The following is a 25778-nucleotide window of genomic DNA, read 5'->3' as shown; positions in this document are numbered from 1 at the left end:
AAATTTGTCAAAAAGGTAATATTAAACAGAAGCATACTCTAATGCAGGGGGGCAAAGATAACCTGTTCTGGGATGACAATATGTTTTAAACCGCTTTCATCGACCCAAAGTTCAATGATAACAAACTGAAAGTCAAACTAAAAGGGTTGCTTTTTAATGAGCAACCCTTTAAGGTTTTGGGCTTGAGCCCGGTAAAGTACCCAGCGCCGGAGTCGAACCGGCACGGTTTCCCACAGGTGTTTGAGACCAGCGCGTCTACCAATTCCGCCAGCTGGGCATGTGTTGGACGGGGTTGCAAATGTAGAAAACGAAAGTTAAAATGCAAAAAATAATTTAAAATAATTTGTAATGCACTTATTATAGGGCAGTTGCGTCCTTGGGTCTTTCATCTTTTAGCTTCCTATCTACAATAAATGGTGCAAAAGGCAACAATGAAGCCACAAAAATTAGCAGTGCTTTACCAAATTTCCATTTTTGTTCCTGCCAGGCAAGAACCAGTGTAGCAGCATATAGTACAAACAATAAACCATGAGCCCAGCCTGTATATTTAACATACAGCGGCAAATCGGCAAAATACTTTAATGGCATCGCAACGAAAAGCAAAAGCAAATAGGAAATTCCCTCTGCTACTGCCACCTTTCGGAAAATGGATAGTGAACTCATAAAATCTGATTTTGAGTCGAAAGTAATCCAAAGGAAAGCACAAACAAAAAGTAAAAAATGATTTTACACTTTGATGTTGCAATAAAACACGAACTTTTCAGGACTGCTAATAAGATGAAAATCACATTCTTCTTGCATACGAATATGGCTGTAGGTGAAATCAATCAGCATAAAGAAAAACATTCCAATAATTATTTTCATCTTTAGGGCTGAACTATTTTAAATGAAAGCGCTCATCACTACCATATTATGTGCTTTGTCTTTGTGTTTACAAGCGCAAACCAAAATTCCGGTAATTAAAGCCGGAAGCAAGTCTGCCAAAATTTATGAAGCGGGTAATTCAGTTTCATCATGGGGAATAGTTCCTAAAACCTCTCCCGATATCTATACCACTAACAAGATAACTAAACGAAAGAAAGTTACTTTCAAAACCGATATAGATTCCATTACCTTGTGGGTTAAGCCTGGCGAGCAAAAAGATTTAATCGTATTGCTGAACGGTAAAGACTCTTGCTTGACAAGGATTAAATCTCCAGAAATCAAAAATTTCAGCAATCTGAAGCCAGAATTGCATGACTCTATCCCATTCCGCCTTAATCAATACAATACCAATCTGATTGCTGTTTCCTTCAACCACCAGGATTCGCTTCAAATGAATTTCGATACTGGAGCAACGGAGATGTCATTAACTACCGATGCACTTACAAAAAAAGTAAAATCCAATCCTGAATTATATTCTCGCCTATTGGACATAAAATTGGGAAACCGCACTTATCAAAGTAAAGTTTATGATATTCAGGTGGTGGGTCATGAGGCTGATGGATTATTGGGCTGGGACATTTTCGACGGGATGATAGTGGAACTCAATTATGATAAAAAGCTGATGGCTATTCATTCCAGAATGCCGGATAATATCATCAATAATCCCAAAACCTCTAGATTTAAGATCAAATACATCAATAACAAACCTTTTATAGAAGGATTCATCTTCCACGATAAGCAAGCTTATAAAAATTGGTTTCTCTTTGATACGGGTTATCAGCGAACAGCAATGTTAGATAACGACTTGCTCAAAACGGATAAATTTCCTACGGAAAAGATGGAAGTAATTAAAAAGGTAATCATGCGTGGAACCCAAAACAATGAAATTCCTGTGATTACGGCGAAACTTCAGAAGCTTAAACTTGGAAAAGTTGTTCTTGAAAACATACCTGCGCAACTTTTAGGATCAGCTAAACCCATGCCTGGGATAAATATCCATATCCTGGGTTCTGATATCTTGAAACGTTTCAACACTTATATTGATTTGCAAAAAGATGTGATTTATTTAATGCCTAATCAATTGTACGGCATGAACTATGCTGATCAGAACAAAAGCTAATTCTTCTACCCTAGCCCCCACAAATCATCTGGTTCTTCCTTCCGGTTCTTTTTTGAAACATCTATCGCTGCCAAACGGCAACCTTGATTATCTGTTCCGCTGAAAACGTTTTCTACCTGCTTGCCGCTTTTTCACAAGCATCCTTACCAGCTAAGATTACCAATAAACATCGCATCCCTATTGCATCCCGAAGGCAGGATAAAGGCATGATACAGGCATTTTAAGGCATAGATAACAATATTAGATTGGTAACTGAAAACTCATAAGCCAGAAGAAACCGCTCGAAAATCTCTTTTTAACAAACAATTCTACCTATTAAAAAGACAAAGCCTCATTACGTCGATCATATTCTAAAACTAAAGAACCATACCAACACTTTTTCGTCGACAAATTACAGGCGTTGGTCTGATGCTTTCTTCGGCTGGTATAAAAGCCAATTTTCAGCTGAAACGTTTCCCGGGTGACCACGTCTTATTATCAGAAAACATTAAGAAACTTAAAATATAAAGTCATGAAAAATTTAACAAAAACATTATTCGCAGTAGCATTAACAGCAGTAGTATTTACCTCTTCAGCAATGAGCAGCGCTGCTTCAGAACCAGTAATTAAAGAAACTAAAGCTGCCGTAACTCTAGGCTTTAACAGAATTTGGGTTAGCGGCAACGTTAAACTGGTTTTAACAAAAGGAAAAACTCAGCACATTTCAGGTGCCGAAAATTTCGATGCCAGCAAAACTTCAGTAAATAGTGATGGAAAAACCTTATTCATCAATTCGATGGAGCATAACCTGGTAACCATCAATATCAGCATGCAGGATTTGGAAAGAATTGAAGCCTACGGACAATCTATCGTGGTAACTAGCAACAATTTCGACGTTAAAAACCTGCAGTTATTTTTGCACCAAAGTGCAACAGCGAAAATTAAAACAACCGCAGCCAGCTTGTACACCGTAGTTAATGAAGATGCGGTATTAAAACTAAACGGAAAAGCAGAGGAAAGCACCTTAATTGCGAGCAACATGAAAAATATAAGCACTAAAGATTTTGCTACTCTAAAATCAGCTACCTACCATTCAAAAGCAATGATGGAAGCAGAACAAAATGCGCTTGCATTAGCCAAGTAATCAGATAATCCTAGTAACACCTAAAAAAAATGCCCCACGAAGTAAATACTTCATGGGGCATTTTTATTAAACTATAATTTGAGTAAATCAGGTGAAAATCGGACATAACTGCATCATGATCATGATAACAATCGGATCTTATTGATTAGATTCCAATCCTCTACCTGTTTTATGTTGTAGTTCATCGATCCTTTTTGATGCTTCTGATTTAGATAAAGTTTCATCAAAGGATTCACCAGCTTCATCAGAAAGGGTTTTTAAATACGACTGCTGTGCACCCGTCATCGGCTCATCACCTGTCGTCCAGTCATCAGGATTTTTTACAGTATTGGAGCCTGTTAAGGTATTGTGCTGATCATTGGCAGAATTTTCATTCTGAGGAACTTGTTTTTCTTCGTTGGTATTCATGACATGATTGTTTTAATGTTCAATTTCAACACAAAAACAATAGGCAATGTTTTGTTTACTCCGATAACGAATCCGAATACTGATATACAGCTACCAAATAAAATCAGGCGCCTGAAGTTTCCGCTTAATACCCGGTTCCCCGGCCGCCCCTTGGACTAAATTTGCTTTGAAATGCCGGACATGTTCTTTGCGAACAAGCTGAGAATAAAGTTAGAAGTATTAGGGCAGTGAAAATGTAAGCGAGCTTCATGGAATTTTTTCTTTCAAATTTCGGCTTCTGCTTTTATTACTAAAATAGTCTTTTATGGCTATAGCCAAAACTTTAAATAGCTAAAGTGGTAACATTCTCAATGCAATATTTTCTTATTTAAGCTTATAACATTACCTTAACGCAGCTTTATAAATCCTTCAATGAAAAATTTACTCGTCGCCTTTTTACTTATCGCATCCTTCAGATTATCTGCCCAGGAAAACCTAAATTTTGGCAAACAGAAGGAACTTGTCTCACCAGAAATTCATACTGATAAAAGTGTAACTTTCCGATTGTACGCACCACAGGCAAATAAAGTAGAGTTGCAAGGCGATATGCTCAATCAGACGGGAAATGCGCAAATGCAAAAACAAGCCGACGGCATCTGGACTTACACCACTGCTCCATTGAAATCGGAATTATATAGCTATTCATTCGTTTTAGATGGTGTAAAAACAAGAGATCCGAGCAATGTTTACCAGATCAGAGATGTAGCTTCGGTTGTAAATGTGTTTTTAGTGGGCGATGGAAAGGCAGATCATTATGCAGTGACTGATGTTCCCCATGGCACCCTGGCTAAACGCTGGTATAACTCGCCAAGAAACAATATGAACAGAAGATTAACGGTTTACACTCCGCCTGGCTACGAAAGCGGAAAGCAAAAATATCCGGTGTTGTACTTGCTTCACGGCATGGGTGGCGATGAGGAGGCCTGGGCAGCACTCGGACGTACGGCTCAGATTTTGGATAACCTGATTGCCAAAGGAATTGCTAAACCAATGATTGTGGTAATGCCGAATGGCAATGTTGCACAACAGGCAGCGCCGGGTGAAGATGTAAAAGGATTTTATAAACCCACCATGCAACTTCCTCATACGATGGATGGAAAAATGGAAGAAACCTTTGGCGATATTATTAAATTTATAGAAAGCAGTTATCGGGTAAATGCTAATAAATCGCAAAGAGCCATTGCTGGTCTTTCTATGGGCGGCTTCCATTCCTTACATATTTCCAGGTTTTATCCCAAAACTTTCAATTATGTCGGGCTATTCTCTCCCGCCATAATGCCCTTCGGAAAAACCAATTCTCCGGTATACGAAAATATAGATCAAACCTTAAAAAACCAGTTTAGCAACGGCTTAAAACTGTATTGGATAGGAATTGGTAAAACAGATTTCCTTTACAAAACGGTTGCCGATTACCGCAATAAACTGGACAGTAATCAAATGAAATACACTTATGTAGAAAGTGAAGGTGGGCATACCTGGGCAAACTGGAGAGATTACCTCGTTCTTTTTGTGCCGCAGCTGTTTAAATAGTAACAGTGTTTGCATGAATGGAGTTAAAAATCAAGCAATTAATTTTTCGGTAAACGCTCCCTGATTCTGGAAATATATTTTTGACGATAAAAAATATCTTTAATAGCGGGTAGTAAGCTTTCCGCATCAGCAGGACTTTCATCAAACTGTTTAACCAGTTTATCCAGCTCTTTTTCAAGCTGCTGCTCAATAACATCTACCTCGCCCCGCACCTGCGATAATTTGTCGGCATCAGGCTCAAATTCCAGATCCATCAGCGCTTCATTCACCTCCATCATTTCCATCAAAAAACTTTGCGGTAATTGATATCCTTCATCGGTTTCTACAATTCCTTTAAGTTCCAGCACATATTTCAATCTTCTTTTAGCATTGCTCAAAGTTTGATAAGCTTTATTGTTCAGAGTGGATAAAGTCAAAACTTCATCTTGTTTTTCAGCGCTTTCATTTGCGTAAAAATCTGGATGGTATTGCTTGCTCAAAGCATAGAATTTAGCTTTTACCTGCTGCTGATCGGGATTAAACTGCACAGGCAATTCATAGAAATCGAAGTAATTAGGTTGTTGCGTTTGCTCACTCATAATAGGATATCATTAAAAAGCCGCAGATGCAGTTCGAAAATCAAACTTCATCTGCGGCAATATTATTAATTTGATTTTACTTCCCGAAAGATTTTAAAATATCATTACCAAAAGCAAACACCATCAAGCAAATGAGGATTACAAAGCCTACAATTTGAGCCTTCTCTAAAACCTTTTCGCTTACTGGTTTGCGTTGTACCATTTCAATAAGTAAAAACACTACGTGGCCTCCATCTAAGCCTGGGATAGGCAACAAATTCATAAAGGCCAACGCCATTGAAATTAATCCTGTAAGTGTCCAGAATTTTACCCAATCAAAGGTTGAACCATAAACTTTAGCAATACCAATCGGACTGCTGATGTTACGGGCGCTTAATTTACCGGTGATCATTTTCCCAATCCCTTTCGCATTATCTAAAAAGGTACTGTAAGCCATCGTTGCACCAATAGGTAGCGATTCGGCAAAGCCAAAACTTACATGCGCAGTTTCTGGCATTTTAAATCTTGGCCCAATTCCGATTGTTCCGTCTTTGCCAACATTCACATCAAAATTGATTTCCTTTCCGCCTCTAAGCGCAGCGATACTTATCTTTTTACCCTTATTTGCAAAAACCTCATCTTTAAATTGATCAAAGAAGGTAACTGGTTTTCCGTTAACAGCTAAAATGCTATCTCCTTTTTTAATTCCGGCAGCATAAGCTGGATAAACCGGTTTTGTATAGGGCCTTTTAAATAATTTATCAAAAAACGATTGTTTGTCGGCTTTTTCATCTGGTTCCAAAACGGTTTCCACTCTTGCCATTCGGTATCGTGGGGCAATAAAGTTCTCTTTATCATTTTTAGAAAGTTTATTTAAAATAGTATCTGGAACAGAAATATAAAGCGTTTGATTGCCACGCAAAATAGTCAGCTGTGCTCCATCAAATAATACTTTACTAGAGATGGCATCTTCAAATTTAATCAGCTTGCTTCCATTAATGGCCAAAATTCTATCTCCGTTTTTAAGCCCGATTCCTTTTCCTATCGAACCAACAGAGATTCCATCTGTTAACTTTCCATTTACAGTATAGGTTTGTCCATATTTAAAGGTAAGCATCCAGAAAATGATTACACCTACCACTATATTGACAATGATACCGCCAAGCATCACAATTAAACGCTGCCATGCTGGTTTCGAGCGAAATTCCCAGGGTTGAGCAGGCTGAGCCATTTGCTCGGTGTCCATACTTTCATCAATCATCCCCGCAATTTTCACGTAGCCACCTAACGGCAACCATCCCACACCATATTCAACATCTCCTTTTTTGAAGCTGAAAAGTTTAAAACCCCATGCATCAAAAAATAAATAAAACTTTTCTACTTTAATGCCAAATGCTCTTGCTGCAAGAAAATGCCCTAATTCGTGTAGTATTACCAATAAAGACAATCCGAGCAACAGCTGCCCCGCCATAATCAATCCATTCATATTTGCTTATAAAATTTTTATGTTAGATGTTAAACTTTACTTTTTGTTACTAATTCGCTGGCGAAGATACGGCTATGTTTGTCAGTTTCTAAATAATCGCTCAATTGTGGCTTCTCAATGAAACTAATCTCTTGCATACATTGCTCAATTACTTCGCTCATTTGCAGGAAACCAATTTCATCCTTTAAAAAAGCTTCAACTACAACCTCATTGGCTGCGTTTAAAATACAAGGCATGTTTCCACCCTTCCTCAAAGACTGAAATGCCAGTTCTAAGTTTCTAAAGGTTTCCATATCTGCCTGCTGGAAGCTAAAATTTGGATAATCCAGAAAGTTAAAACGTTTAAAATCGTTTTTTAGCCTTTCGGGATAATTTAAAGCATACTGAATAGGCAATTTCATATCCGGAACCCCCATCTGTGCCTTCATTGATCCATCAGTAAATTGAACAATGGAATGAATAATCGACTGCGGATGCACAATCACGTCTATTTGATCTACTTCAAGATTAAACAACCACTTTGCTTCAATTACCTCCAATCCTTTATTCATCAGCGAGGCCGAGTCGATGGTTATTTTCGCACCCATTACCCAATTGGGATGTTTTAAGGCTTGCTCTTTTTTTACTAAGGATAAAAACTGTGGATCTTTACCCAGAAACGGGCCTCCGGATGCAGTAAGGTAGATTTTTTCGATTTCATTCTGCTCCTCGCCTACCAAACACTGAAATATGGCTGAATGTTCTGAATCAACCGGAAGGATTTTAACCTGGTATTCCTCTGCTAAATTTGTGATATACTCTCCAGCAACAACAAGGGTTTCCTTATTGGCAAGGGCAATATTTTTACCTGCTTTAATGGCGGCAATGGTTGGCTTTAAGCCCACTGAACCCATCAATGCCGTCAGCACAATATCGCTTTTTGGATAGGCAGCTACTTCTGAAAGTGCTTCCTCGCCTGCTAAAACCTCGATGTTAAAAGACGATAATGAATCCTTTACATACAAATATTGGCTTTCATCACAAATCACAACGGTTTCGGGCTGAAATTCCCTTGCCTGCTGGATAAGCAACTCAGCATTTTTAAGCGCAGACAACACAGAAATCTTAAATATTTCAGGATGATCCCGAACAACATCGAGTGCCTGTGTGCCTATACTTCCTGTAGAACCTAATATGGTTATGTTTTTAGGAAATTGTTGTATTGTAATATTGTTCAATTGTTTTTCTTCCTCTCGTTTAAAGAATGGCCATATTTAAAAAGCGCTTTTCTTTTTCTCGTTTTAATGCCTAGCTAAGCGTTGTTAAACTTTTAGCTTTGCGTTTGTAAACTTTATTAACTGATGAATTTCTTTTGGCAAGGTTTCAAATGTTGCAAAAATCTTGGCATACATATCTTCATTAATTAATTTTCTAACCTTAGCTTTTTCATTCCAGGCTAAGCATTCCTTAACCGATCCAAAGCATAATAATAAAATTTGGTCTTATCTTTTTTGTGATATCGACCAAACCCCTCTGCAATATTTGCAGATATTGAATCAACGGCATCAACAAATTGCTGCCCTATCGTATATTTTCCAAAGTTGTCCCAATTGGAGGTTACTTCCCATACGAAATTACTTAAATGAAAAGCCTTGGTATACGCAGTGATTTGATTCAATTGTAAATAGTTCTTTTCCATCGTCTAACCTTAAAGTTACCGCTCATTTAAGGAACAATTTAACAATTTTCAACTACTTAATGCTAAGCAATAAAGCAATTAAACAATGTATACCTCCAACTCATCAGCCAACTTTCTATCATTACTCAATCTGGGTACTTTATTCTGTCCGCCCAATTTACCCTGGCTTTTCATATAATTTACAAAAGCATCTTTTTGCAAAGTACGTATTATTAACGGCTGAAGAATATTTCCCTCAATGAGGTCAAAGTAGTAAATATTTTTCTTTTGCAAAGCCTGATCAACTTTTTTGCTAAATGAGATCATATCTTTTGGAAGCGAAGAAAACTCCACAAACCACTCATGGTAAGGCAATTCACTAGCTTCAGGATTTACCTGGGGCGCCACTGTAAATTCCGTAATCTCCACTTTTTCTTCGTTTGCCACAGTTAACAAGGCATGCTCTACCTCTTCACCAATTACATGTTCGCCAAAAGCAGAAATAAAATGTTTAATGCGCCCCGTAACTACAATTTTATACGGATTTTTGGAAACAAATTTAATAGTATCGCCAATGCTGTAACCCCATAAACCGGCGTTTGTATTAAGTACGAGCGCATAATTGGTTTCTAACTCAATTTCCCCAAGCGATAAACGAGTAGGTTTTTCGTTGTAATATTCATCCGATGGAATAAACTCGTAAAAAATCCCAGCATCAGCCAATAACAACAAACCTTTATCTTTTTGCGAGTCCTGATAAGCAATGAAACCTTCTGATGCGGGATAAGTTTCAATCGAATCGATTCTCTTGCCGATGCTTTGTTCTATTTTCGCCCGATAAGGTTCAAAGTTCACTCCGCCATAAATAAACAAGCTAAAATGCTTGAAGATATCGGCAATTTTCTTTCCTCCGCTCTTTTCTGATAGTTTATCGAAATACATCTGCACCCAAGGTGGAATACCAGAAATCAAAGTCATGTCTTCGCTGATGGTTTCATCTACAATGGCATCCACTTTTTGTTCCCAATCTTCGATAATGTTGGTTTCATAAGAAGGCAATCGATTTTTTTGCAAATAGCCAGGAACATGGTGCGCCACAATGCCTGACAAGCGACCAACGTTGATTCCGTTCTTTAGCGTCAGCACAGGACTCCCCTGTAAAAAAATCATTTTCCCGTTTACAAAATCTGTTTTACCAGTTTCATGAATATAAGTGAGTATGGCATTCCGGGCAGCTTTGATATGCTCCGGCATGGATTCTTTGGAAAGCGGGATATATTTTACGCCAGAAGTTGTTCCTGATGTTTTGGCAAAGTAAAGCGGCTTTCCTTTCCAAAGCACATCACTCTCGCCTGCAACCACCCGATCTACATAGCCTTTTAACGCTTCGTAATCGCGAATGGGAACATTTTCTTTAAAATCCTGGTAATTTTTGGTCTCCGCAAAGCGATGGTCTTTCCCAAAAGCGGTCTTTTCGGCCATTTTAACAAGATTTTGAAGAATTTTATTTTGTGCCTCAACGGCATTCTTCTTCCACTTATTGATTTGCCACACTGTAAATGCTGCAAAAGGTTTACTTAACGCCGCTTTTAACCCCATAACTCCAAACCCTTAAACGGGCTTCTCCTTTCTAATGTTAATATTCAGTTCGTTAATAATAAAAAGCATAAAATTTACTCTGTTTTAACGCCCTCATTTTGGAGAGCTGAGACCTAAACGATATTGTGTAAAATATCTGGATGTTCAACGCCCTTATACTCTCCTGCGATTTTACGGTAGGCTACTGTTAATGCCACACTCGATAGAGGAACAATAATAAATGAGCTTAAAATATTTACGGCGAAGGCTACAAATGGCCAGTGTAACATGTTAAAAACCAAATAAATTAAATAACCCCCACCTAAAACCAGTAACAATAAAAGAATTTTAGTGAAGTTTCCTTTAGTAATGGCAAGACTTAATTTAATAGATTCGAAAGGCGCTACATTTTTATCGATGATGAAAAAAGGAAAAAAAGAAATCCTAAGCCAGGTGATAAATATGGCCACTATACCTACCGAGATGGCAACGTTTTTAATCACATCTAAACTTAAACCAGTGTAGATAAACGGAAACGCAATTAAGATAACCACCAGATAAACACCTAAAATACACCCAACAAAATAGAGTGTAGCGATCAGGAAGCGAATAATTTGCTGCCGTGTTGGAAGTGTATCTACAATTTTGACATCATTTTCCTCATCATCCATTAAATGAAAAATGTATTTGAATAGCGATAAATTGATGGTAAAGTAAAGAAAGACAAATATAATGGCCATTACAGCACTCAACGCTTTGCTCACATCTTTGATAAAAAATGCCATTAAACTGGATGCGCTTGCGGTGATAAACATCAGGAAGCAGAGCGTAGCGATAGAAAAATAGTGTTTTCTGGTAATGCCCCATGCTTTTTGAATAACATCGTTAACGGCAAAAGTGCTTTCTTTTAGATAATTGATCATTGTTGTTTGAATACCACTCGTTTAAATAAATCCTGTATAAATCCGAAACCATAGGCGGTTAGTTGGATGAACGAAGATATAATGCTCAAAAATGCAACTTTTAACGATTTATTTACAGCCCAGGAATGAAAAAATATTAACATAAAATACACCAAAAGCAGAAAGTTACAAACATAGCCTAATGGAGGATAGAGGAAGTTACATAAAATGGTGAAGCCAAGGCCAATGGTAAATACTGCTGGAAAAAAGTGGACCAACTTGAGCTCTTTTGGGAAGTGTTTATAAATATTGATCCTTGCCCGCCCGAAAAAGTGCAATTGCTTATAAAACTGGCTAAAACTAGTTCTGCGTTTGTGGAATACTTTCGCCTCTGGAATTAACCCGATTTTAAAGCCAGCTGCATGGATCCTGATGCTATACTCGATATCTTCCCCTAAACGGGTTAAGATGAAACCACCAACTTTTTCCCAGGCCTGGCGAGAAACGCCCATATTAAAACTTCGGGGATGAAACTGGCCAACATGTTTTTTGTTACCTCTGATGCCACCGGTTGTGAAAGGCGATGTCATGGCGTAGCTAATGGCTTTCTGTACTGGTGTGAAGCTTTCGTGTGCAGCATCCGGACCACCATAGGCATCTAAGTGATGCTCGTAAAGATAGTTCCTTACAATTTCCAAATAATCTGGCGGAACCAGAATATCAGAATCGAATATGATGAAATAATCTCCTGAAGCCCGCTCGAAAGCATAATTCCGGGCGAAACCTTGTCCTGCGTTTTCTTTGAAATAATATTTTATATCGAGTTTTTCCGCATAAGAATCTACAATTTTCTTAGCATCATTTTTAGAACCATCTTCAATCACCAAAACTTCAAACTGTAAATAAGTTTGTTTAGTTAAGGTGTACAAAAGCTCGTCGATTTCTTGCGGACGATTATAAAGCGGAATGATTATAGAGAAAAACATATAAAAAGGTTGAAGGTTGAAGGTATAAAGGTTGAAGGTTATGGCGGCTAACGCCCTCCGCCTTCTTGCCTTCTACTTTAATTCCTTTTCTATTAAATATTGATTTCTTTCTGGTGCGTTCCGAGACAAGAGTTCGGCAATAAAGCCTGCTAAAAACATCTGCGAACCCACTACTATTGCCACCAACGACAGATAAAATAATGGCTGCTGAGTTACGTCGCGATAGGCTAAGCCTTTCCAAATGAGAATCTGCTTTTCTACTAGTACATAAAGTGACATGATAATCCCCAAAAAGAAACTCAATACCCCTAATGAACCGAAAAAGTGCATAGGCCTTTTACCAAATTTACCAACAAAGAAAATGGAAAGTAAATCTAAGAAACCATTAATAAATCTACTAAAGCCAAATTTAGTTGTTCCGTATTTACGGGCACGATGCTCTACAACTTGTTCTGAAATCTTATTAAAACCGGCCCATTTCGCTATTACCGGGATATAACGGTGCATTTCTCCATACACTTCAATGGTTTTAACCACATCGCTCCTATATGCTTTTAAACCGCAGTTGAAATCGTTTAATTCAATCCCACTCATTTTGCGTGTGGCTGCGTTAAATAATTTAGTCGGCACAGTTTTAGTTATGGGATCGTAACGCTTTTTCTTCCAACCCGAGATCAAATCAAGTTTTTCTTCTTTAATTCGACGGTATAATTCTGGAATTTCATCAGGACTATCTTGTAAATCGGCATCCATTGTAATAACCACATCGCCTTGAGTAGCCTCAAAGCCAACATTTAATGCAGCAGATTTACCGTAATTTCTTCTGAATTTGATACCCTTAATCGCTGGATTTTGAATTCTAAGTGCTTCGATAACTTCCCATGATCGATCAGTACTTCCATCATCAACTAAAACAATTTCATAACTGAAATTATTTTCAACCATCACTTTATCAATCCAGGCCGTTAATTCGGGCAGCGATTCATCTTCGTTAAATAAGGGTATTACAACTGATATATCCATTGTTAAGCATAAACCTCGCAGGTTTTTAAAACCTGCGAGGTTTGTTTAAAGTAAAACGTGCAAATTTCATCAAATTAAATGATAAAACCTGCACGTTCGAAATTTTGTAGATAGAAATTAGATTTCTGAGTTGAAATCTTCGAATCTTAATGGTTTTTCTCGTTTAAATATTGCTGCAAAAATTAATGCAAAAACAAATATTATTGAAATCGCGATTGTAATATTCTTAAAAACAGACTGTGGTGTAAGCTCATTTTGCTTGGCGAATTGCTCATCCATCTTTTTACCCTCTTCATCTAACTTTTCTTGTTCAGTGCCCTGATTTTTCATAAATATCAAAGTTGTATCCTTTATATGCTCCTGCATCTTTTCGGTAGCACTAGGATCGATTACTTTGGTATAAAGTAAATTCAAAGAGAAGGAAGCAAGCCATCCTACTAAAAAAACAATGAAAATTGATTTTAAAGCTTGCTTGAAAGTCCAATATCCGCCTATATTTTTACGGAGATTTTTTAACACAAAGACAGACAAAACAATTGGACCTACAACTAAAAATACTAATGGATAGATAATAACCATTGTCCAAAAAGAATTTGCGGTTTGCATTAAGAATAGTAATGCAATTCCTAAAACAAACATTGCTAAACCTAATATTAAACCACTTTTAAATATTTCTTCGTAAACTTTAGGCTGTGCATCGTTTGAAATTATCTGCTTTTCCATCTCAATATTTAATTTAGTTATTAATGGTTGTAATCAATATATAAGTAGCCGAATCGAACGATTTGTTACTGCTAAATTGAATTATTTCTTTGGTTGTGGTTGCACTACCTTCTACATCAAGGAAAAAAACCATAAAAGGGACAAATAATTCTTGCATTTCTTCGCTAATGCTAAGCGTTGGAGCGGTATTACAAATCTCTTCTACGCTGCTCTCGGCTAATTGCTGATTGCTGATCATTTCTTCGTAAATTTCAAACTCATCTTGAAATTCATCATCTTCAACCAGTAAAAACTCTTTTAAGAAATCACCCAATTCTGGCTCAATATCTTCATCTTTACATTCTTTGATGTATAAAAGAAGGTTTAAAAGTTCCGTTCCTCTATCGATAGTTTCTTCCTCTATATTAGCCCATTCATCGCTTTCTAAGTAATCATCTTCTAGTTTTTGAACATCGCTGCTAAAGAAATTAACCATCAACAAGTCGAAAAATACCTCACGCAATTCTTCAAATTTTGCATGCGAATCGAACACTTCGTCAAAAGCAACAACTTTGTCCATGAACTTCACATCAAGCTCGAAAGCCGCAATGAGTGCTGTTTCGAAACCTTCTACGTTGATAGCCGCAACTTCAGCATATTTATTTAACGATGCGACAAGCGCCTTTTTTACTCTGTTATCCATATTTTAAAATTTTAATGAGCAAAGATGAAAGGACAATGATTAAAGGTAATAAGCCTAATAAAATCTTCTCCTTTCTTAATCTTCACCGTTGCCCCTTATATTGTTCTTTGTTCCTTATTCTTTAATCCTTAAACAATTGTTGATTATTATAAACTAATGTTACTTTTCCAGTTAGTTCTGTCCCTAAAAGTGGACTATTAGCAGATTTTGAATAGTTATTTGCCGCATCATATAGCCATTTTTCATTCGGATTATAAACCGTAAAATTAGCTACAGCACCTTCTTCAATTACAGGAATATTTAAATTTAGCAATTTACGTGGGTTAATCGCCAATTTCTCTGCAATTAAGCTGGCGTCCAATCCTGCCTTTAACAGTAATGGAAGAACGGTTTGCAACGCAATGATACCGTAATGTGCAATTTCAAATTCTACATTTTTAAATTCAATTTCTTCAGGGCGATGTTGCGAAGTGATGGCATCAATTGTACCATCTTTCAAACCTGCGATAAGTGCTTTTACATCAGCTTTGCTACGTAATGGCGGTTTCACCTTGTAATTGCTATCGAAATCTGTCAGCAAATCTTCCGTAAAACCCAAATGATGTGCTGTAACATCGCATGAAATTTGAACGCCATCTTTTTTCGCCTTGCGTATTAAAGCAACTGAACCAGCCGTAGAAATATTGCTGATGTGAATTTTTGTTTCATTGTACTGTGCTAAAAAAATATCGCGGGCAATATGCATTTCTTCGGCCAAGGCTGGCAAGCCTTTCATGCCTAAAAGAACCGAATTTTTGCTCTCGTTAATTTGCGATTTGCCTGCAATGGACTTATTTTCCGGGTAAACCATCAGCAAAGCATCAAAACCCTTGGCATATTGTAAAGCACGACTCATAAAACCATCGTCTTGTAGCGCTTTGTCGCCATCGGAAAAAGCGACCGCACCTGCCTGCTGCATATCAAACAGTTCTGCCAATTCCTTTGCCTCCCGATTTTGACTGATTGCTCCTACCGGATACACATCAACCAGATTATTTTTCGCCTTGTTAATGATATATTCTACCTGCGATTTTGATTGAATAACCGGATCAGTTTGCGGCAAAAGTGCCAAACCAGTAAAACCACCAGCCTTTGCCGTAGCAGTTAAAGTTTGAATATCTTCTTTAGTTTCGAAACCAGGATCGCCGGCAGCGCAATTTAAATCGAAAAAACCGGGAGTTAAGAAAGAACCTTCAGCATCAAAAATTTCTTCTTCTTTTTCTGGTGATAGTTTTCCTATGCTTTGAATTTTACCATCTATTACCCGAATATCGCATTGCTGCTTATTAAAACTACTTTGCGGATCGGCAATGGTTACATTTTTAACTAGGAGATTCATATTGTTTTTTTAGGGTTGTTAAAAAATCGAATGAGCAGAATTTCAGCAGCAATAAAAATCAGCGACAAAATTAGACAAAGTTTCCATAAAGTTTGCCCGATTTTATTAGCACCTGCAATTAATTTTACCGCATCTTTATCAGCATCAAATACTTTCAAATTACTTTCAGCCGCAAGATTATCCAATGTTGTTTTACTCAAATAATGCATATCAGATTCCGTTCTACCGCTATTAATTGCATAAACGGAAATCAAGGAGTCTGCTAAATTGAGGTTATAAAAGCCCGCACTTTTTATTTGATCAGCGATATAAATAAGCGTTTTGCCATTAACCTGACGGATTTCGGGAATTGCCTCGAAGTTTTTAGCGCTTAGCTTTAAGGTTTGATTTTTACCCAAATTAATCTTCTTACTGGCCAATGCATTATCGTTTCCAAGATTATAATACATTGCTGTTTCATTACCAGCGTTTAAAGCCAAACGGTACATTAAAGGAACAAAAACCGGGTGCCGAGCTAAATTCCCATCACCGGAGTTAAGGCCCGTTGCTGATAAATAAACAGCGCCATTACCAGCGCCGTATTTAGCGAAGAAAAGTTTCCCACCCGGAAAGGAAAGAATATTCTCTTTGTTAGCCGAATTACTTTCAATAAAAGAAAAATATCGTTGAGCTACTGGCAAATCGAGATTTTTAGGAATATCTTCGAAAACAGTTTTAAAAATCGGGTTCTGTAAATCAATCTGATCTACTTTAGTTTCTGTAGTATTTAAACTCTGAATAATAGGTAACGACAAGCCACTTAAAAAAGCATTGTAGGTTTGTATATTAGCATCTAAATCCGGAAAAATTACAATGGCTCCGCCTGCATTTAAATAAGTCTTTAACTGTTGTACCAATCCAGTAGATGGATTTTTCAATCCGTTAAGTACAATTAAACCGTAATTAGCAAAACCACTGTAATTTATATTGTTTTCTCCATTCTCAGTGAGTTTGTAGTAATTGTCTGCAGCAAAAAGCGCTTTGATATAATTTCCTGCGTTTGCTCCGTTAATACTCAAAACAGATAAACTTTCATCAACCTTAAAACTGAAAGATAGCGTATCATCAAACGTAACCGGGAAATCTTTAATGGCTATTTGGCCCTTTTTCCAGCCTGCTTTCAAGCCAGAAAAACTCAGAGTATCGGTTTTAGTTTTTCCTGCAGAAATAGTCATTGCACTTAAACCTTTCTGCTGGTTATTAATGGTTAGTTTCAAAGGGATATTCGTCGCCTCCTCATCAGAATAATTTTTCAACTGAACAACAAGTTTCTCACTTGCACCGGGCTGGTGGTTAGGAGAAAGTGTCCATACGCTATCCACAGCAACATTTGGTAAACCAGTAGCATTCAACTTTATGAAAGCATATTGGATGTCTTTCTTTGTTGATAATGTTGGTCCTTTAGCAATATTTTTCTGAAAATCTGAGATAATGAAACTGTATTTGTTGACTGAGCCAGTTAAAACATTGCCTTGCCGGTTTAATATTTGCTGCAGATTTCTATTTGCCGCGGAAATTTGAACATCATCAAGTGCTTTCAAAAACTCATCGGCATTTAATAATCTTTGATGTTTTCCCTCGAAATCGTTTGTTAAAAGCTGAAAACGATCATTTACCCCGAAGCCTTCGATTAACTCTTTTGCTCTCCGTTTCGCCTCATCCAACAAATTACCATCCTTGTTGATGGCCTCCATACTATAAGAATTATCAATATAAATGCTAATTGAGTTGTTCTGGTTGGTAGTTTTTTGACCTTTGAGCGGGATATAAGGTTGCGCAAATGCCAGTACCAGGAAGATTAATGCTAAAATCCTCGAAAATAAAATCAGGAAATTTTTAAGTTTTTCTCGTGATGAATTTTGTTGCTCAACTTCTTTTAAAAGCTGAACATTAGAGAAATAGACTTTTTTAAACTTTCGGAAATTGAATAAATGAATGATAACCGGAATTGCAACCGATAATAGTGCGAAAAGGAAGCCCGGATAAAGGAAATTCATTAAAAACCAAAGATAGAAAAATTATGGAAAGAGGCGAACTTCAATTGTAATAAACTGGCTCTAATACGCAAAGCCCGGAAATTCGATGTTTACGATTTTCCACTGATCATTATGCAGTACAAAGTACAGCTTAAACGGACCGCTTACAATTTTTGATTGTTTCTGAATCACATCTCTATAACCGGCCACACCTTCTACAAAACCCATTCCTTTCCCATCGGCTAACAACTCCAAATTAACATCAATAATATCGTATCTGCCACCGACATATTCATCAGATTTACCAAAAATTCCTTTCAGCCGGCTAACAATAATCCCTTTGCCAATCACCTTGTTTCCAGGTAAAATAAAGAAATCGTTAAGCTCTTCAGTAATCGATTTAGACTGTTTGAACCATGAGTTTATAAATCTAATGGCACTGTTAACAATGTCGGCTTGATGATTAAAGGTGGTATTGTCTTGCATGGTAATCTTTCGAAAAGTAATCGACCGGCATAAAACCGGTCGATTAAAAAACTTGGCGAAGTTAACTATTCTTTATTGTTTCTTTATTTAATAGCGGCAAGAGTTGCTTCTACGCTACCTTTTCCTCTTCTTCCTTCTCTGGAAACATGACCGATAAAATCACCGATATAATTAATACACCTCCAATAACAATCAGCGAATAAACTGAATCGATGTGGAAGAATGGAGCAATAATCATCTTGATCCCAATAAAAGACAGGATAATTGCCAAACCGTATTTTAATTTACTGAACAAATGAATGAAGTTATCCAATAAGAAAAACAAAGCACGTAAGCCCAAAATGGCAAAAATATTTGAAGTATAAAGGATGAAAGGATCTTTAGAAATCGCAAAAATAGCAGGGATGGAATCGACTGCAAAAAGCAAGTCGGTAAATTCGATTACTGCGACAACAACCAATAATGGCGTAGCTAATTTCACCCCATTTTCCATGGTAAAAAACTTGTCTCCGTCGTATTTATCGCTTACTCTGAAAAATTTCCTCACTAACCTTGCTCCTCTGGTGTTATTATAGTCTTCATCATCGTTGTCATCATCAGCCGACCACGACTTTATTCCGGCGTACACCAGGAATAAGCCGAACAGTGTCATAATGATATTGATGTCATATTTAAAGCCAGCCACTCCAAACAGACTCAAAATTTTATTTAAGTAGGTTAACTCAATGAAAAAGGCGCCAGAAAAAATAAAAATCGCCCTTAAAACCAAGGCACCGATAATTCCCCAAAATAGCACTTTGTGCTTGTTTTCATTGGCAACATCAAAAAATTTGAACACCAGAATAAAAACGAACAGGTTATCTACAGAAAGTGCTTTCTCTATCCAGTAAGCTGATTGAAACTGAGTGAATTTATCAAAACCCAACTCATAATAAACAGCGCCACTAAAAATCATTGAAAGAGAAATCCAAACGATTGACCAGGTTATGGCTTCTTTATTGGATATGGTGTGGCTTTTTTTGTTGAAGAGACCTAAGTCAATGATCAGCATTATAACAACCACTACTGCAAAGCCTGCAATTAAAAGTGGGTGATCAAACATGTTATTATTCATTACAGTTATTTTGGTTTATTTATTTGCAAGCGTTATTAAAATTACCCTTCCACCATCCTCTTTAGATAGTAAAAGCTTCTTTCCGTCTGTTAGTTCGACCATTGAACCGATAGGAATTTCCTTTTCTTCAGTTTTATCTACCAAAGATGTGAGTTTTTGATTAACTAATACCCATTTTCCCTCGTGAAAAGTAAAATAACCCACTGGTATTTTTTGTTCGTCTGTTAGCTTCTCATTTCTAACCACATTTCGGTTTACATGCCACTGAAATAAATATTGATTATTGTATACCATCAATCTGTGGTTTTCAGGTTTCCAAACTGAGGGCTGAAATTGATAATATAAATCCAATATGGGCAAAGTTCCTTTATGGCTGGTGCCGCAAAACGGACATTTTGGGATAGAGGTATTGTCGAAAACATACCATTTCTGATCGCAATAAATGTTGCTGCATTGCTGCATTAAATCTGTAGTTTTAAGCAAAGCAATTTCCCACTCTTCAGCCGTTGGGCGCTGCATAGGATTGTGTAAACCATCAATAAACGCCTTATCAAAGAGTGCTTTTAAGTATGGCCCGGTAATGGTATAGGGTATTTTATTCACATCGGCCCAATAAGTATCCCATTTGGAAACTTGATTCATTTTTGGACGATTTGATGAATCTGTTGGGTGTTCCACAAATAATGCCTTCTCGCCCATACTCAACAAATCATCTTTTTCTGTATCCAGATCATGAACCTTTCCGCCTTTTAAGGGATGCCGATGCAGCAAATACATATAAATTAAACAAGCTAAAGCATGTAAGTCGGTTAACCGGTTTGGTAATTTCCTGGCGGCATCGTTTTTTTCCAGATGTTTAGTAGCCAAAACTTCTGGAGCGATAAAATCTGCCGTCCCGATTACTTCGGCTTGGAATATGCCAGGAACAACCAAACCATCCAAATCGATCATACAAGCAGAGCCAGTTGAAGGATCTATTAATACGTTGTTGTATGATAAATCGGAGTGAGAAAGTCCCATTTGGTGCATTTTTTTTACCCCACGGGATAAATTAACGCCAATTTGAAAATAATTAAGCCATCGGCCCAATTCATTTTGATCTAAACTTAAGGGGAATTGTCTATTTCTAAACTTGGCTGCCGCAAACCACTTTCCATTTTTCTCCTCTCCTTTGATTAAATCGCTTGAGGTATAACCTTTGGAAAAGAAAAATTTGGAATCATAAATCGGAACGATAATTCCAATGCGATCATGGGTTTCGATAATATCAGTTGGCCAACGATAAATTTCTTCTAAATAATACTTTCCAGCCTCTCTGGTTTCTATCTGATTGAGGTATTTAGTAACTATTTTGGTCAGCCTTTCTTTTTGATTGAAATCTTGTTTCTCTTTAAAAATCGCAACAACGTACTTTCTATCCGGGCTAAAATAAACATTCTTTGCAGTTCCATTTTTCGGATCGCCATTATCCACATATTGATAAGATTTGCCTGTGAGGGAAGATTTAACGGTAATTGTAGACATAGTTTCTCTCTAAAAAATAACAGCTAAAGTTCGATCATCGTGATTACCGGAACTCCAAAAATCCATCCATGCAGATAATTGATCAGCAATTTTTTCATTATCAGACTCGAAAGTAACTCCCGCACCATCTTCATTGTTGCCCTTCAAATCTTCTACAAATGTTTTCCAATTTTCGAGCTTTTCCAGATTGGCTTCCACAACAAATTTTGCATCATAAATTCCATCGGTCATGAGCATAAGATAAGAGAAATCTTCGATTAATGTAAAGCCAAAACGAGTAGAAAATTTTTCACTTGTAAAAATTTCCGGCATAGTGATAAATCTTGTTCCTCCGCCAAATTCGCCAACATCGAGCCAATTCATTAACTTGATGTCGGTTAAATCTTTGTTCAATAAACCTATCGGACAATCGCCTACGCCAAATGTTAATATGGCATAACCGAAATCGTATTTTTTAAAAAGTGCAAAAATCAAGGTACTGTGAAAATCTTTTAACGGACTTTCTGTTTTTGTAGCGAACTCGTCTATTTTATAATGGGCGAATTGAGCTGCCTTTGATAGGTTATTATAAACGAAATGGCTAATCTTTTTTTGTGCATCCTCTCCGATTTTATGATGATAATCGAAAAGAATCTGATCAAAATCCTGAAAATTCTTTTCACTTAAATTATCTGAAAAATATTCGATGATGGCGTCACAGGCAATTTTCGATCCTTGGCGAGCTAATTTTGCACTTCCCGCACCATCAGCAACACAAACTATACTCCAGCCGTTTTCGTCAAAGTGTTTGAAGGCATAATCATCATCTCTAAACGATCCCACATTGGCATGGCTCCTTCCACGTTTTGAGGCCACAACAATATGTTTATCGCCTATCGGCCGAAAATTATTGATATTATCTTCCTTCCAATAATTAGCAACTTTCCAATTTTCATCTTCCCCTTCATCACTGGCAATATTTTTCCATAGAGATTTTGGATTCGCATTCACCACTAAAGAAAGCATTTTTTCATATGCCTCGGTATCCAATTCCTCCCCTAAAACATTAAACTTCATTTTAATTTTGAAATCGCCGCTTAGGCTCGGGTCGCCTTCAATTACATTTAAAGTTGGATTGAAAGTTAAACCATATTGTTCCAATCCCTCAAATTCAACATTTGTGATATCACTGAAACCTAACTTTTCAAACTGTAGGTTTGCATAATAGGGTTTCCCAACGGTTGCATTTGGAATGACAATTTGCTTGGCTAAAATATCTTCGATTTTGTTTTTCAAAATCCATTTATCTACCATAATCTTTTGCTTTTCTCTGATCTGTTTTACCGCTTCAACATTAAATGCTTCATTAACATATTTTTCAAAAAGATGTTGCCTTGCGGCTGAGACCTCAATGTTCTTGCTTTTGAGCAGATTTTGTATGTATTGTTTAGTTTCGAGCATGATTAACCCTGTGCTCTTCCTACATCGAAGCCACCTTCTCCATATCCATAACTACCAAAATTACCACACCAAGGGCAAGTACTCATGGGTTCGTTGCCGATACAATGTATTTTTTGGCATACACAAACTGCCAATCCAAACTGATTCCCGCAACACGGACATGCGGGTGCTCCAATTAACTCTTCGCTATTAACTTTTTGCTGTACTGCACTTTCATCGCAGTATTCATAATAAGAATTATCAACCTGGAACCCGCCCACCAACCGGTAAGCTTGTGTTTGTAAATTCAAGCCTTCAAAGCCCGATTCATTCATTACCTTTCGGTATTTCATCAAATATGGACGTTTTGTGTTTTGACATTTGGCCGATAAAACGACATAATTATTATCAATATACTGCGTATTTGCTGGTGCTTTTGAAATATCAATTTTTGAAAGTGTATCGCCATCCATCTTAGCCAGTTCAAAGCCCGATTCATTATTTTCTACACTGATACTACTTGTTTTAATGGAATCTGTTACCCATTTGAAAAACCTGTTGTAATCTTCGCCGGTGGCATTTTTAAAATGCAGTACATTTTCTGTTAGTTCGGATAGCACTCGGGTATCCGTACTATCGCCAAAAGAAATGGCCACCATGTTTGCCGTACGTTGCCAGTTTTGCTTCCACTCAGATATTGCTGTTTTAGTATCATCAGTGGGTACGCCATCGGTAAACAAAAATACGATAGGTTTCCAATCCCCCTTTTGTTCCATGGTAGTTTTTACAATGTCTTTCCGCATCTGGTACATTAAATGCCCCAAGCCCTTACTTAATGAAGTGCCACCACCAATTGGAAATTTTGGAGGGTAAAAACTTACCACTTCCTGCAATGGCACTAATGTTTTAGCCTGGCCTGCGAAAACAATAATCGAGATCCATACGGTTTCAATTGCATAAGGATCAGTTTTTATAGCTTTTATGATAGTGGCCATACCGTCTTCAACCTGCTGGATTTGGTCTCCAACCATCGATTCGGAAATATCTATTAAAAAATAAATGGGTAATCTTCTCATATTAAAAATAGTTGTTTATCAGCAAGAGTATAATCAGCAATATAATCTGAGTCATATCAACCGCCAAGCCCTGCCCTACTTGAAATGGTTTTATTAAGGTTTTTAAAAAATTAAGAACAGGCTGAAAAATACCTTGGAAAAAATTAAATGCACTTTTATATCTAGTATTTAGCTTATCCATATGTGGTACCAATTTCGAATATAAAAACAGCCCGACTATTAAAACATTTAGAAAAATCCTGAAGGCCAAAATCATACGAAAATGGCTTTCCGGATTTCTCCAGCAATGATTTTGTAGCTATCCTTTACACGTTCGTTATAACTGGAACAACCATAAATGAGTATATTTTTGCTATCTCCTAAATGGTTGATAGAAAAGTACGTAACCACATCACTATGAACTTCCTTCATTTCTCCGGTTTTGGTTTTGCGATCAAAAACATCTACAAATCCGACGCTTAAGTACAAACAGTTGCCCGCCAAACGGGTAGCCAACAAACTAAATTTCATATGATGGCTATTTCTCAAAGTACGTTCAACATGATGCATATTTAATTTATCAACGCTAAAAGTTTCATAGCAATTTACTATTCTATCTAAAGTCCCATCTTGAAAAGGATCAAGCGGTTTGTTGTGGCTGTGTTGTGCAGGTACATCATGGTCTTCTCCACCAGAGGTTATTTTAACGATAAAACCAATGATGGTAATTGCTAAACTGATAATGCCGAGTACGTCCATTTAGATTACCATTGTAATTTCACTTGGTGGCGGTGGTAGTGCAACACTTTCTCCTGTTCCCTGGCTTTTGTTACCTTGTTCGATGGTTTCAGAAACCCATTTAAAAAACTGCTTCAGTGTAGAACTGTCGGCAGTATCCAAATGAACAACATCGGGTGTGAGTTCTTTTAGAAGTGCATCATTTGCAGAATGTCCGGCAGCACAGCCAACAATTGCACCGAAGTTTAATGATTTTATTTTCGGCACCATTTCGCGATACAACTGCAAATCGCTAGGTTTTCCATCAGTGAAGAGAAATAAAAGCGGCTTCCAATCTCCCTTTTGCGTTGAATTCCCTTTGATCAGATCATTTTGAACTTTATCATATAACATATCCAAAGCCTGGCCTGTATGGGTTGGGCCACTTTGCGGACAAGTAATTTCAGGAAGCTGAAAAGAAGCTAATTCGGTTAAAGAAACAATTTCTTTTACCTCACGATCGAAAGTGATCATCGAAATCCAAAGCGAATCCAGTGCCTGTGCATCGGTCCTCAAAGTATTAATCATCCCACTTAGGGCGTTGTTCAAAGCCTGTATCGGCTCTCCATACATGGATCCCGAAGTATCAATTAGAAAGTAAACGGGTAGTCTTCTCATAATTTTCTGTTAAACAACGATATTCAACTCAGATGGTGGTGGAGGAAGTTCTTTCAACAAACTAATTTCCTTCCCTGCATCTTCAACTTTTGTAGAGGTTACACCAATTGAAGCCGTTACCCATTGAAAGAACTTGCCAATACTCGTAGAATCTGCTGTATCTAAACTTACAACATTATCTGTGATTTGTTTAAGCACAGCGGTATCTGCCCCTGATCCTGCTGCGCAGGCAACAGTGAAAGCGACTTTTTGCCTCTTAAATTCAGCTAAACCTGGCAACCAATCATCGGTTGGTACGCCGTCAGTCATGATAAAAACCAATGGCTTCCAATCTCCTTTTTGTTCGGTTGTAGTTTTGGCTACTTCACTTTCAATTCTGTTGGAAACCAATCGTAAAGCTTCGCCTAAAGCCGTAACTCCAGTAGCTTTTAAGTCGACCATTTGGAAAGATGCCAAATCGGTGAGCGGAATGATTTGTTGTGCAAAACTATCAAAGGTGATCACACTTAAAAAAGCGGTTTCGATGGCTTGAGGATTTTGTCTTAAGGAACTAATCATCACCTGAACTCCATTTTTAACGGCTTCTATAGGCTCTCCACTCATAGAACCTGATGTGTCTAGCAGCAGGTAAACGGGTAATCTTCTCATATAAAA

General features: G+C 37.4%; 25 protein-coding genes and 1 tRNA gene. 3 read left to right on the top strand and 23 right to left on the bottom strand.

Going from position 1 to position 25778, the window contains the following annotated elements; translation table 11 throughout:
- Positions 1-197 precede the first annotated feature (197 nt).
- Both ASE92_RS08165 and ASE92_RS08160 read right to left on the bottom strand, forming a co-directional pair.
- Positions 198-277: transfer RNA gene (locus ASE92_RS08165), tRNA-Leu, on the bottom strand.
- Positions 278-357: 80 nt separating this feature from the next.
- Entirely contained in the window at positions 358-663 is a 306-nt protein-coding gene (locus ASE92_RS08160) for a DUF3817 domain-containing protein (protein WP_056849615.1), read from the bottom strand.
- A 223-nt stretch (positions 664-886) separates the two neighbouring features.
- Between ASE92_RS08160 and ASE92_RS08155 the strand changes: the two genes are divergently transcribed.
- Together ASE92_RS08155 and ASE92_RS08150 are read left to right on the top strand one after the other, a co-directional pair.
- Positions 887-2044 (top strand): hypothetical protein, encoded by a 1158-nt coding sequence (locus ASE92_RS08155; RefSeq protein ID WP_056849614.1) that lies wholly within the window; start codon positions 887-889, stop codon positions 2042-2044.
- Between the two features lie 511 nt (positions 2045-2555).
- A complete protein-coding gene (locus ASE92_RS08150) occupies positions 2556-3167 on the top strand; it encodes a GIN domain-containing protein (RefSeq protein WP_056849613.1) in 612 nt (203 codons plus the stop codon).
- Between the two features lie 138 nt (positions 3168-3305).
- On the opposite strand, the gene ASE92_RS08145 is transcribed toward ASE92_RS08150, so the two are convergent.
- Positions 3306-3575, bottom strand: coding sequence for a DUF3072 domain-containing protein (locus ASE92_RS08145; RefSeq protein WP_056849612.1), 270 nt, complete (start codon positions 3573-3575; stop codon positions 3306-3308).
- 411 nt (positions 3576-3986) lie between these two features.
- On the opposite strand from ASE92_RS08145, the gene ASE92_RS08140 reads away from it, so the two are divergent.
- Positions 3987-5144, top strand: coding sequence for an esterase (locus ASE92_RS08140; RefSeq protein ID WP_056849611.1), 1158 nt, complete (start codon positions 3987-3989; stop codon positions 5142-5144).
- A gap of 38 nt (positions 5145-5182) precedes the next feature.
- Here the strand turns inward: ASE92_RS08140 and hscB are convergent, their stop codons facing one another.
- The 20 genes from hscB to ASE92_RS08035 all read right to left on the bottom strand — a co-directional run bounded on the left by hscB (position 5183) and on the right by ASE92_RS08035 (position 25772).
- Positions 5183-5722 (bottom strand): Fe-S protein assembly co-chaperone HscB, encoded by a 540-nt coding sequence (gene hscB / locus ASE92_RS08135; RefSeq protein ID WP_056849610.1) that lies wholly within the window; start codon positions 5720-5722, stop codon positions 5183-5185.
- Between the two features lie 76 nt (positions 5723-5798).
- Entirely contained in the window at positions 5799-7187 is a 1389-nt protein-coding gene (rseP, locus tag ASE92_RS08130; RefSeq protein WP_056849609.1) for an RIP metalloprotease RseP, read from the bottom strand.
- A gap of 29 nt (positions 7188-7216) precedes the next feature.
- A complete protein-coding gene (locus ASE92_RS08125) occupies positions 7217-8404 on the bottom strand; it encodes a 1-deoxy-D-xylulose-5-phosphate reductoisomerase (RefSeq protein ID WP_235527318.1) in 1188 nt (395 codons plus the stop codon).
- 218 nt (positions 8405-8622) lie between these two features.
- On the bottom strand, positions 8623-8865 hold the full coding sequence (locus ASE92_RS21360) for a four helix bundle protein (RefSeq protein ID WP_056849608.1): 243 nt from the start codon (positions 8863-8865) through the stop codon (positions 8623-8625).
- Positions 8866-8943: 78 nt separating this feature from the next.
- The gene (locus ASE92_RS08115) at positions 8944-10443 is read right to left on the bottom strand and encodes a GH3 auxin-responsive promoter family protein (protein ID WP_056849607.1); all 1500 of its coding nucleotides are present in this window, start codon (positions 10441-10443) and stop codon (positions 8944-8946) included.
- A gap of 113 nt (positions 10444-10556) precedes the next feature.
- Positions 10557-11345, bottom strand: coding sequence for a hypothetical protein (locus ASE92_RS08110; RefSeq protein ID WP_056849606.1), 789 nt, complete (start codon positions 11343-11345; stop codon positions 10557-10559).
- Positions 11342-12310, bottom strand: a complete 969-nt coding sequence (locus tag ASE92_RS08105) for a glycosyltransferase family 2 protein (protein ID WP_056849605.1) — start codon at positions 12308-12310, stop codon at positions 11342-11344. Before ASE92_RS08105 ends, ASE92_RS08110 begins: the two co-directional genes overlap by 4 nt.
- Positions 12311-12382: 72 nt before the next feature.
- Positions 12383-13333: a glycosyltransferase family 2 protein gene (locus tag ASE92_RS08100; RefSeq protein WP_056849604.1), complete on the bottom strand. Its 951-nt coding sequence runs from the start codon at positions 13331-13333 to the stop codon at positions 12383-12385.
- Between the two features lie 117 nt (positions 13334-13450).
- Positions 13451-14056, bottom strand: coding sequence for a DUF4199 domain-containing protein (locus ASE92_RS08095; protein ID WP_056849603.1), 606 nt, complete (start codon positions 14054-14056; stop codon positions 13451-13453).
- Between the two features lie 13 nt (positions 14057-14069).
- Positions 14070-14738, bottom strand: coding sequence for a hypothetical protein (locus ASE92_RS08090; protein WP_056849602.1), 669 nt, complete (start codon positions 14736-14738; stop codon positions 14070-14072).
- 121 nt (positions 14739-14859) lie between these two features.
- A complete protein-coding gene (locus ASE92_RS08085) occupies positions 14860-16116 on the bottom strand; it encodes a dihydroorotase (protein WP_056849601.1) in 1257 nt (418 codons plus the stop codon).
- Positions 16113-18152 (bottom strand): BatA and WFA domain-containing protein, encoded by a 2040-nt coding sequence (locus ASE92_RS08080; RefSeq protein ID WP_056849600.1) that lies wholly within the window; start codon positions 18150-18152, stop codon positions 16113-16115. The genes ASE92_RS08085 and ASE92_RS08080 overlap by 4 nt, the downstream gene beginning before the upstream one ends.
- A gap of 60 nt (positions 18153-18212) precedes the next feature.
- Positions 18213-18617: a hypothetical protein gene (locus ASE92_RS08075; protein WP_056849599.1), complete on the bottom strand. Its 405-nt coding sequence runs from the start codon at positions 18615-18617 to the stop codon at positions 18213-18215.
- Positions 18618-18726: 109 nt separating this feature from the next.
- Complete coding sequence (locus ASE92_RS08070; RefSeq protein WP_056849598.1) at positions 18727-19731, bottom strand: hypothetical protein; 1005 nt, start codon at positions 19729-19731, stop codon at positions 18727-18729.
- A 15-nt stretch (positions 19732-19746) separates the two neighbouring features.
- Positions 19747-21255, bottom strand: a complete 1509-nt coding sequence (locus ASE92_RS08065) for a helix-hairpin-helix domain-containing protein (RefSeq protein WP_056849597.1) — start codon at positions 21253-21255, stop codon at positions 19747-19749.
- Between the two features lie 9 nt (positions 21256-21264).
- Positions 21265-22695, bottom strand: coding sequence for a PP2C family serine/threonine-protein phosphatase (locus ASE92_RS08060; RefSeq protein WP_056849596.1), 1431 nt, complete (start codon positions 22693-22695; stop codon positions 21265-21267).
- Positions 22696-22697: 2 nt separating this feature from the next.
- The gene (locus ASE92_RS08055; RefSeq protein WP_056849595.1) at positions 22698-23750 is read right to left on the bottom strand and encodes a TerY-C metal binding domain-containing protein; all 1053 of its coding nucleotides are present in this window, start codon (positions 23748-23750) and stop codon (positions 22698-22700) included.
- Between the two features lie 252 nt (positions 23751-24002).
- The gene (locus tag ASE92_RS08045; RefSeq protein ID WP_056849593.1) at positions 24003-24488 is read right to left on the bottom strand and encodes a hypothetical protein; all 486 of its coding nucleotides are present in this window, start codon (positions 24486-24488) and stop codon (positions 24003-24005) included.
- Positions 24489-25124: a VWA domain-containing protein gene (locus ASE92_RS08040; protein WP_056849592.1), complete on the bottom strand. Its 636-nt coding sequence runs from the start codon at positions 25122-25124 to the stop codon at positions 24489-24491.
- A 9-nt stretch (positions 25125-25133) separates the two neighbouring features.
- Positions 25134-25772: a VWA domain-containing protein gene (locus tag ASE92_RS08035; RefSeq protein ID WP_056849591.1), complete on the bottom strand. Its 639-nt coding sequence runs from the start codon at positions 25770-25772 to the stop codon at positions 25134-25136.
- Between the last annotated feature and the right edge of the window lie 6 nt (positions 25773-25778).

It is taken from the genome of Pedobacter sp. Leaf41 (assembly GCF_001422545.1).
Taxonomy (GTDB): Bacteria; Bacteroidota; Bacteroidia; order Sphingobacteriales; family Sphingobacteriaceae; genus Pedobacter.
This window is presented reverse-complemented; position numbering and strand designations above follow the sequence as displayed.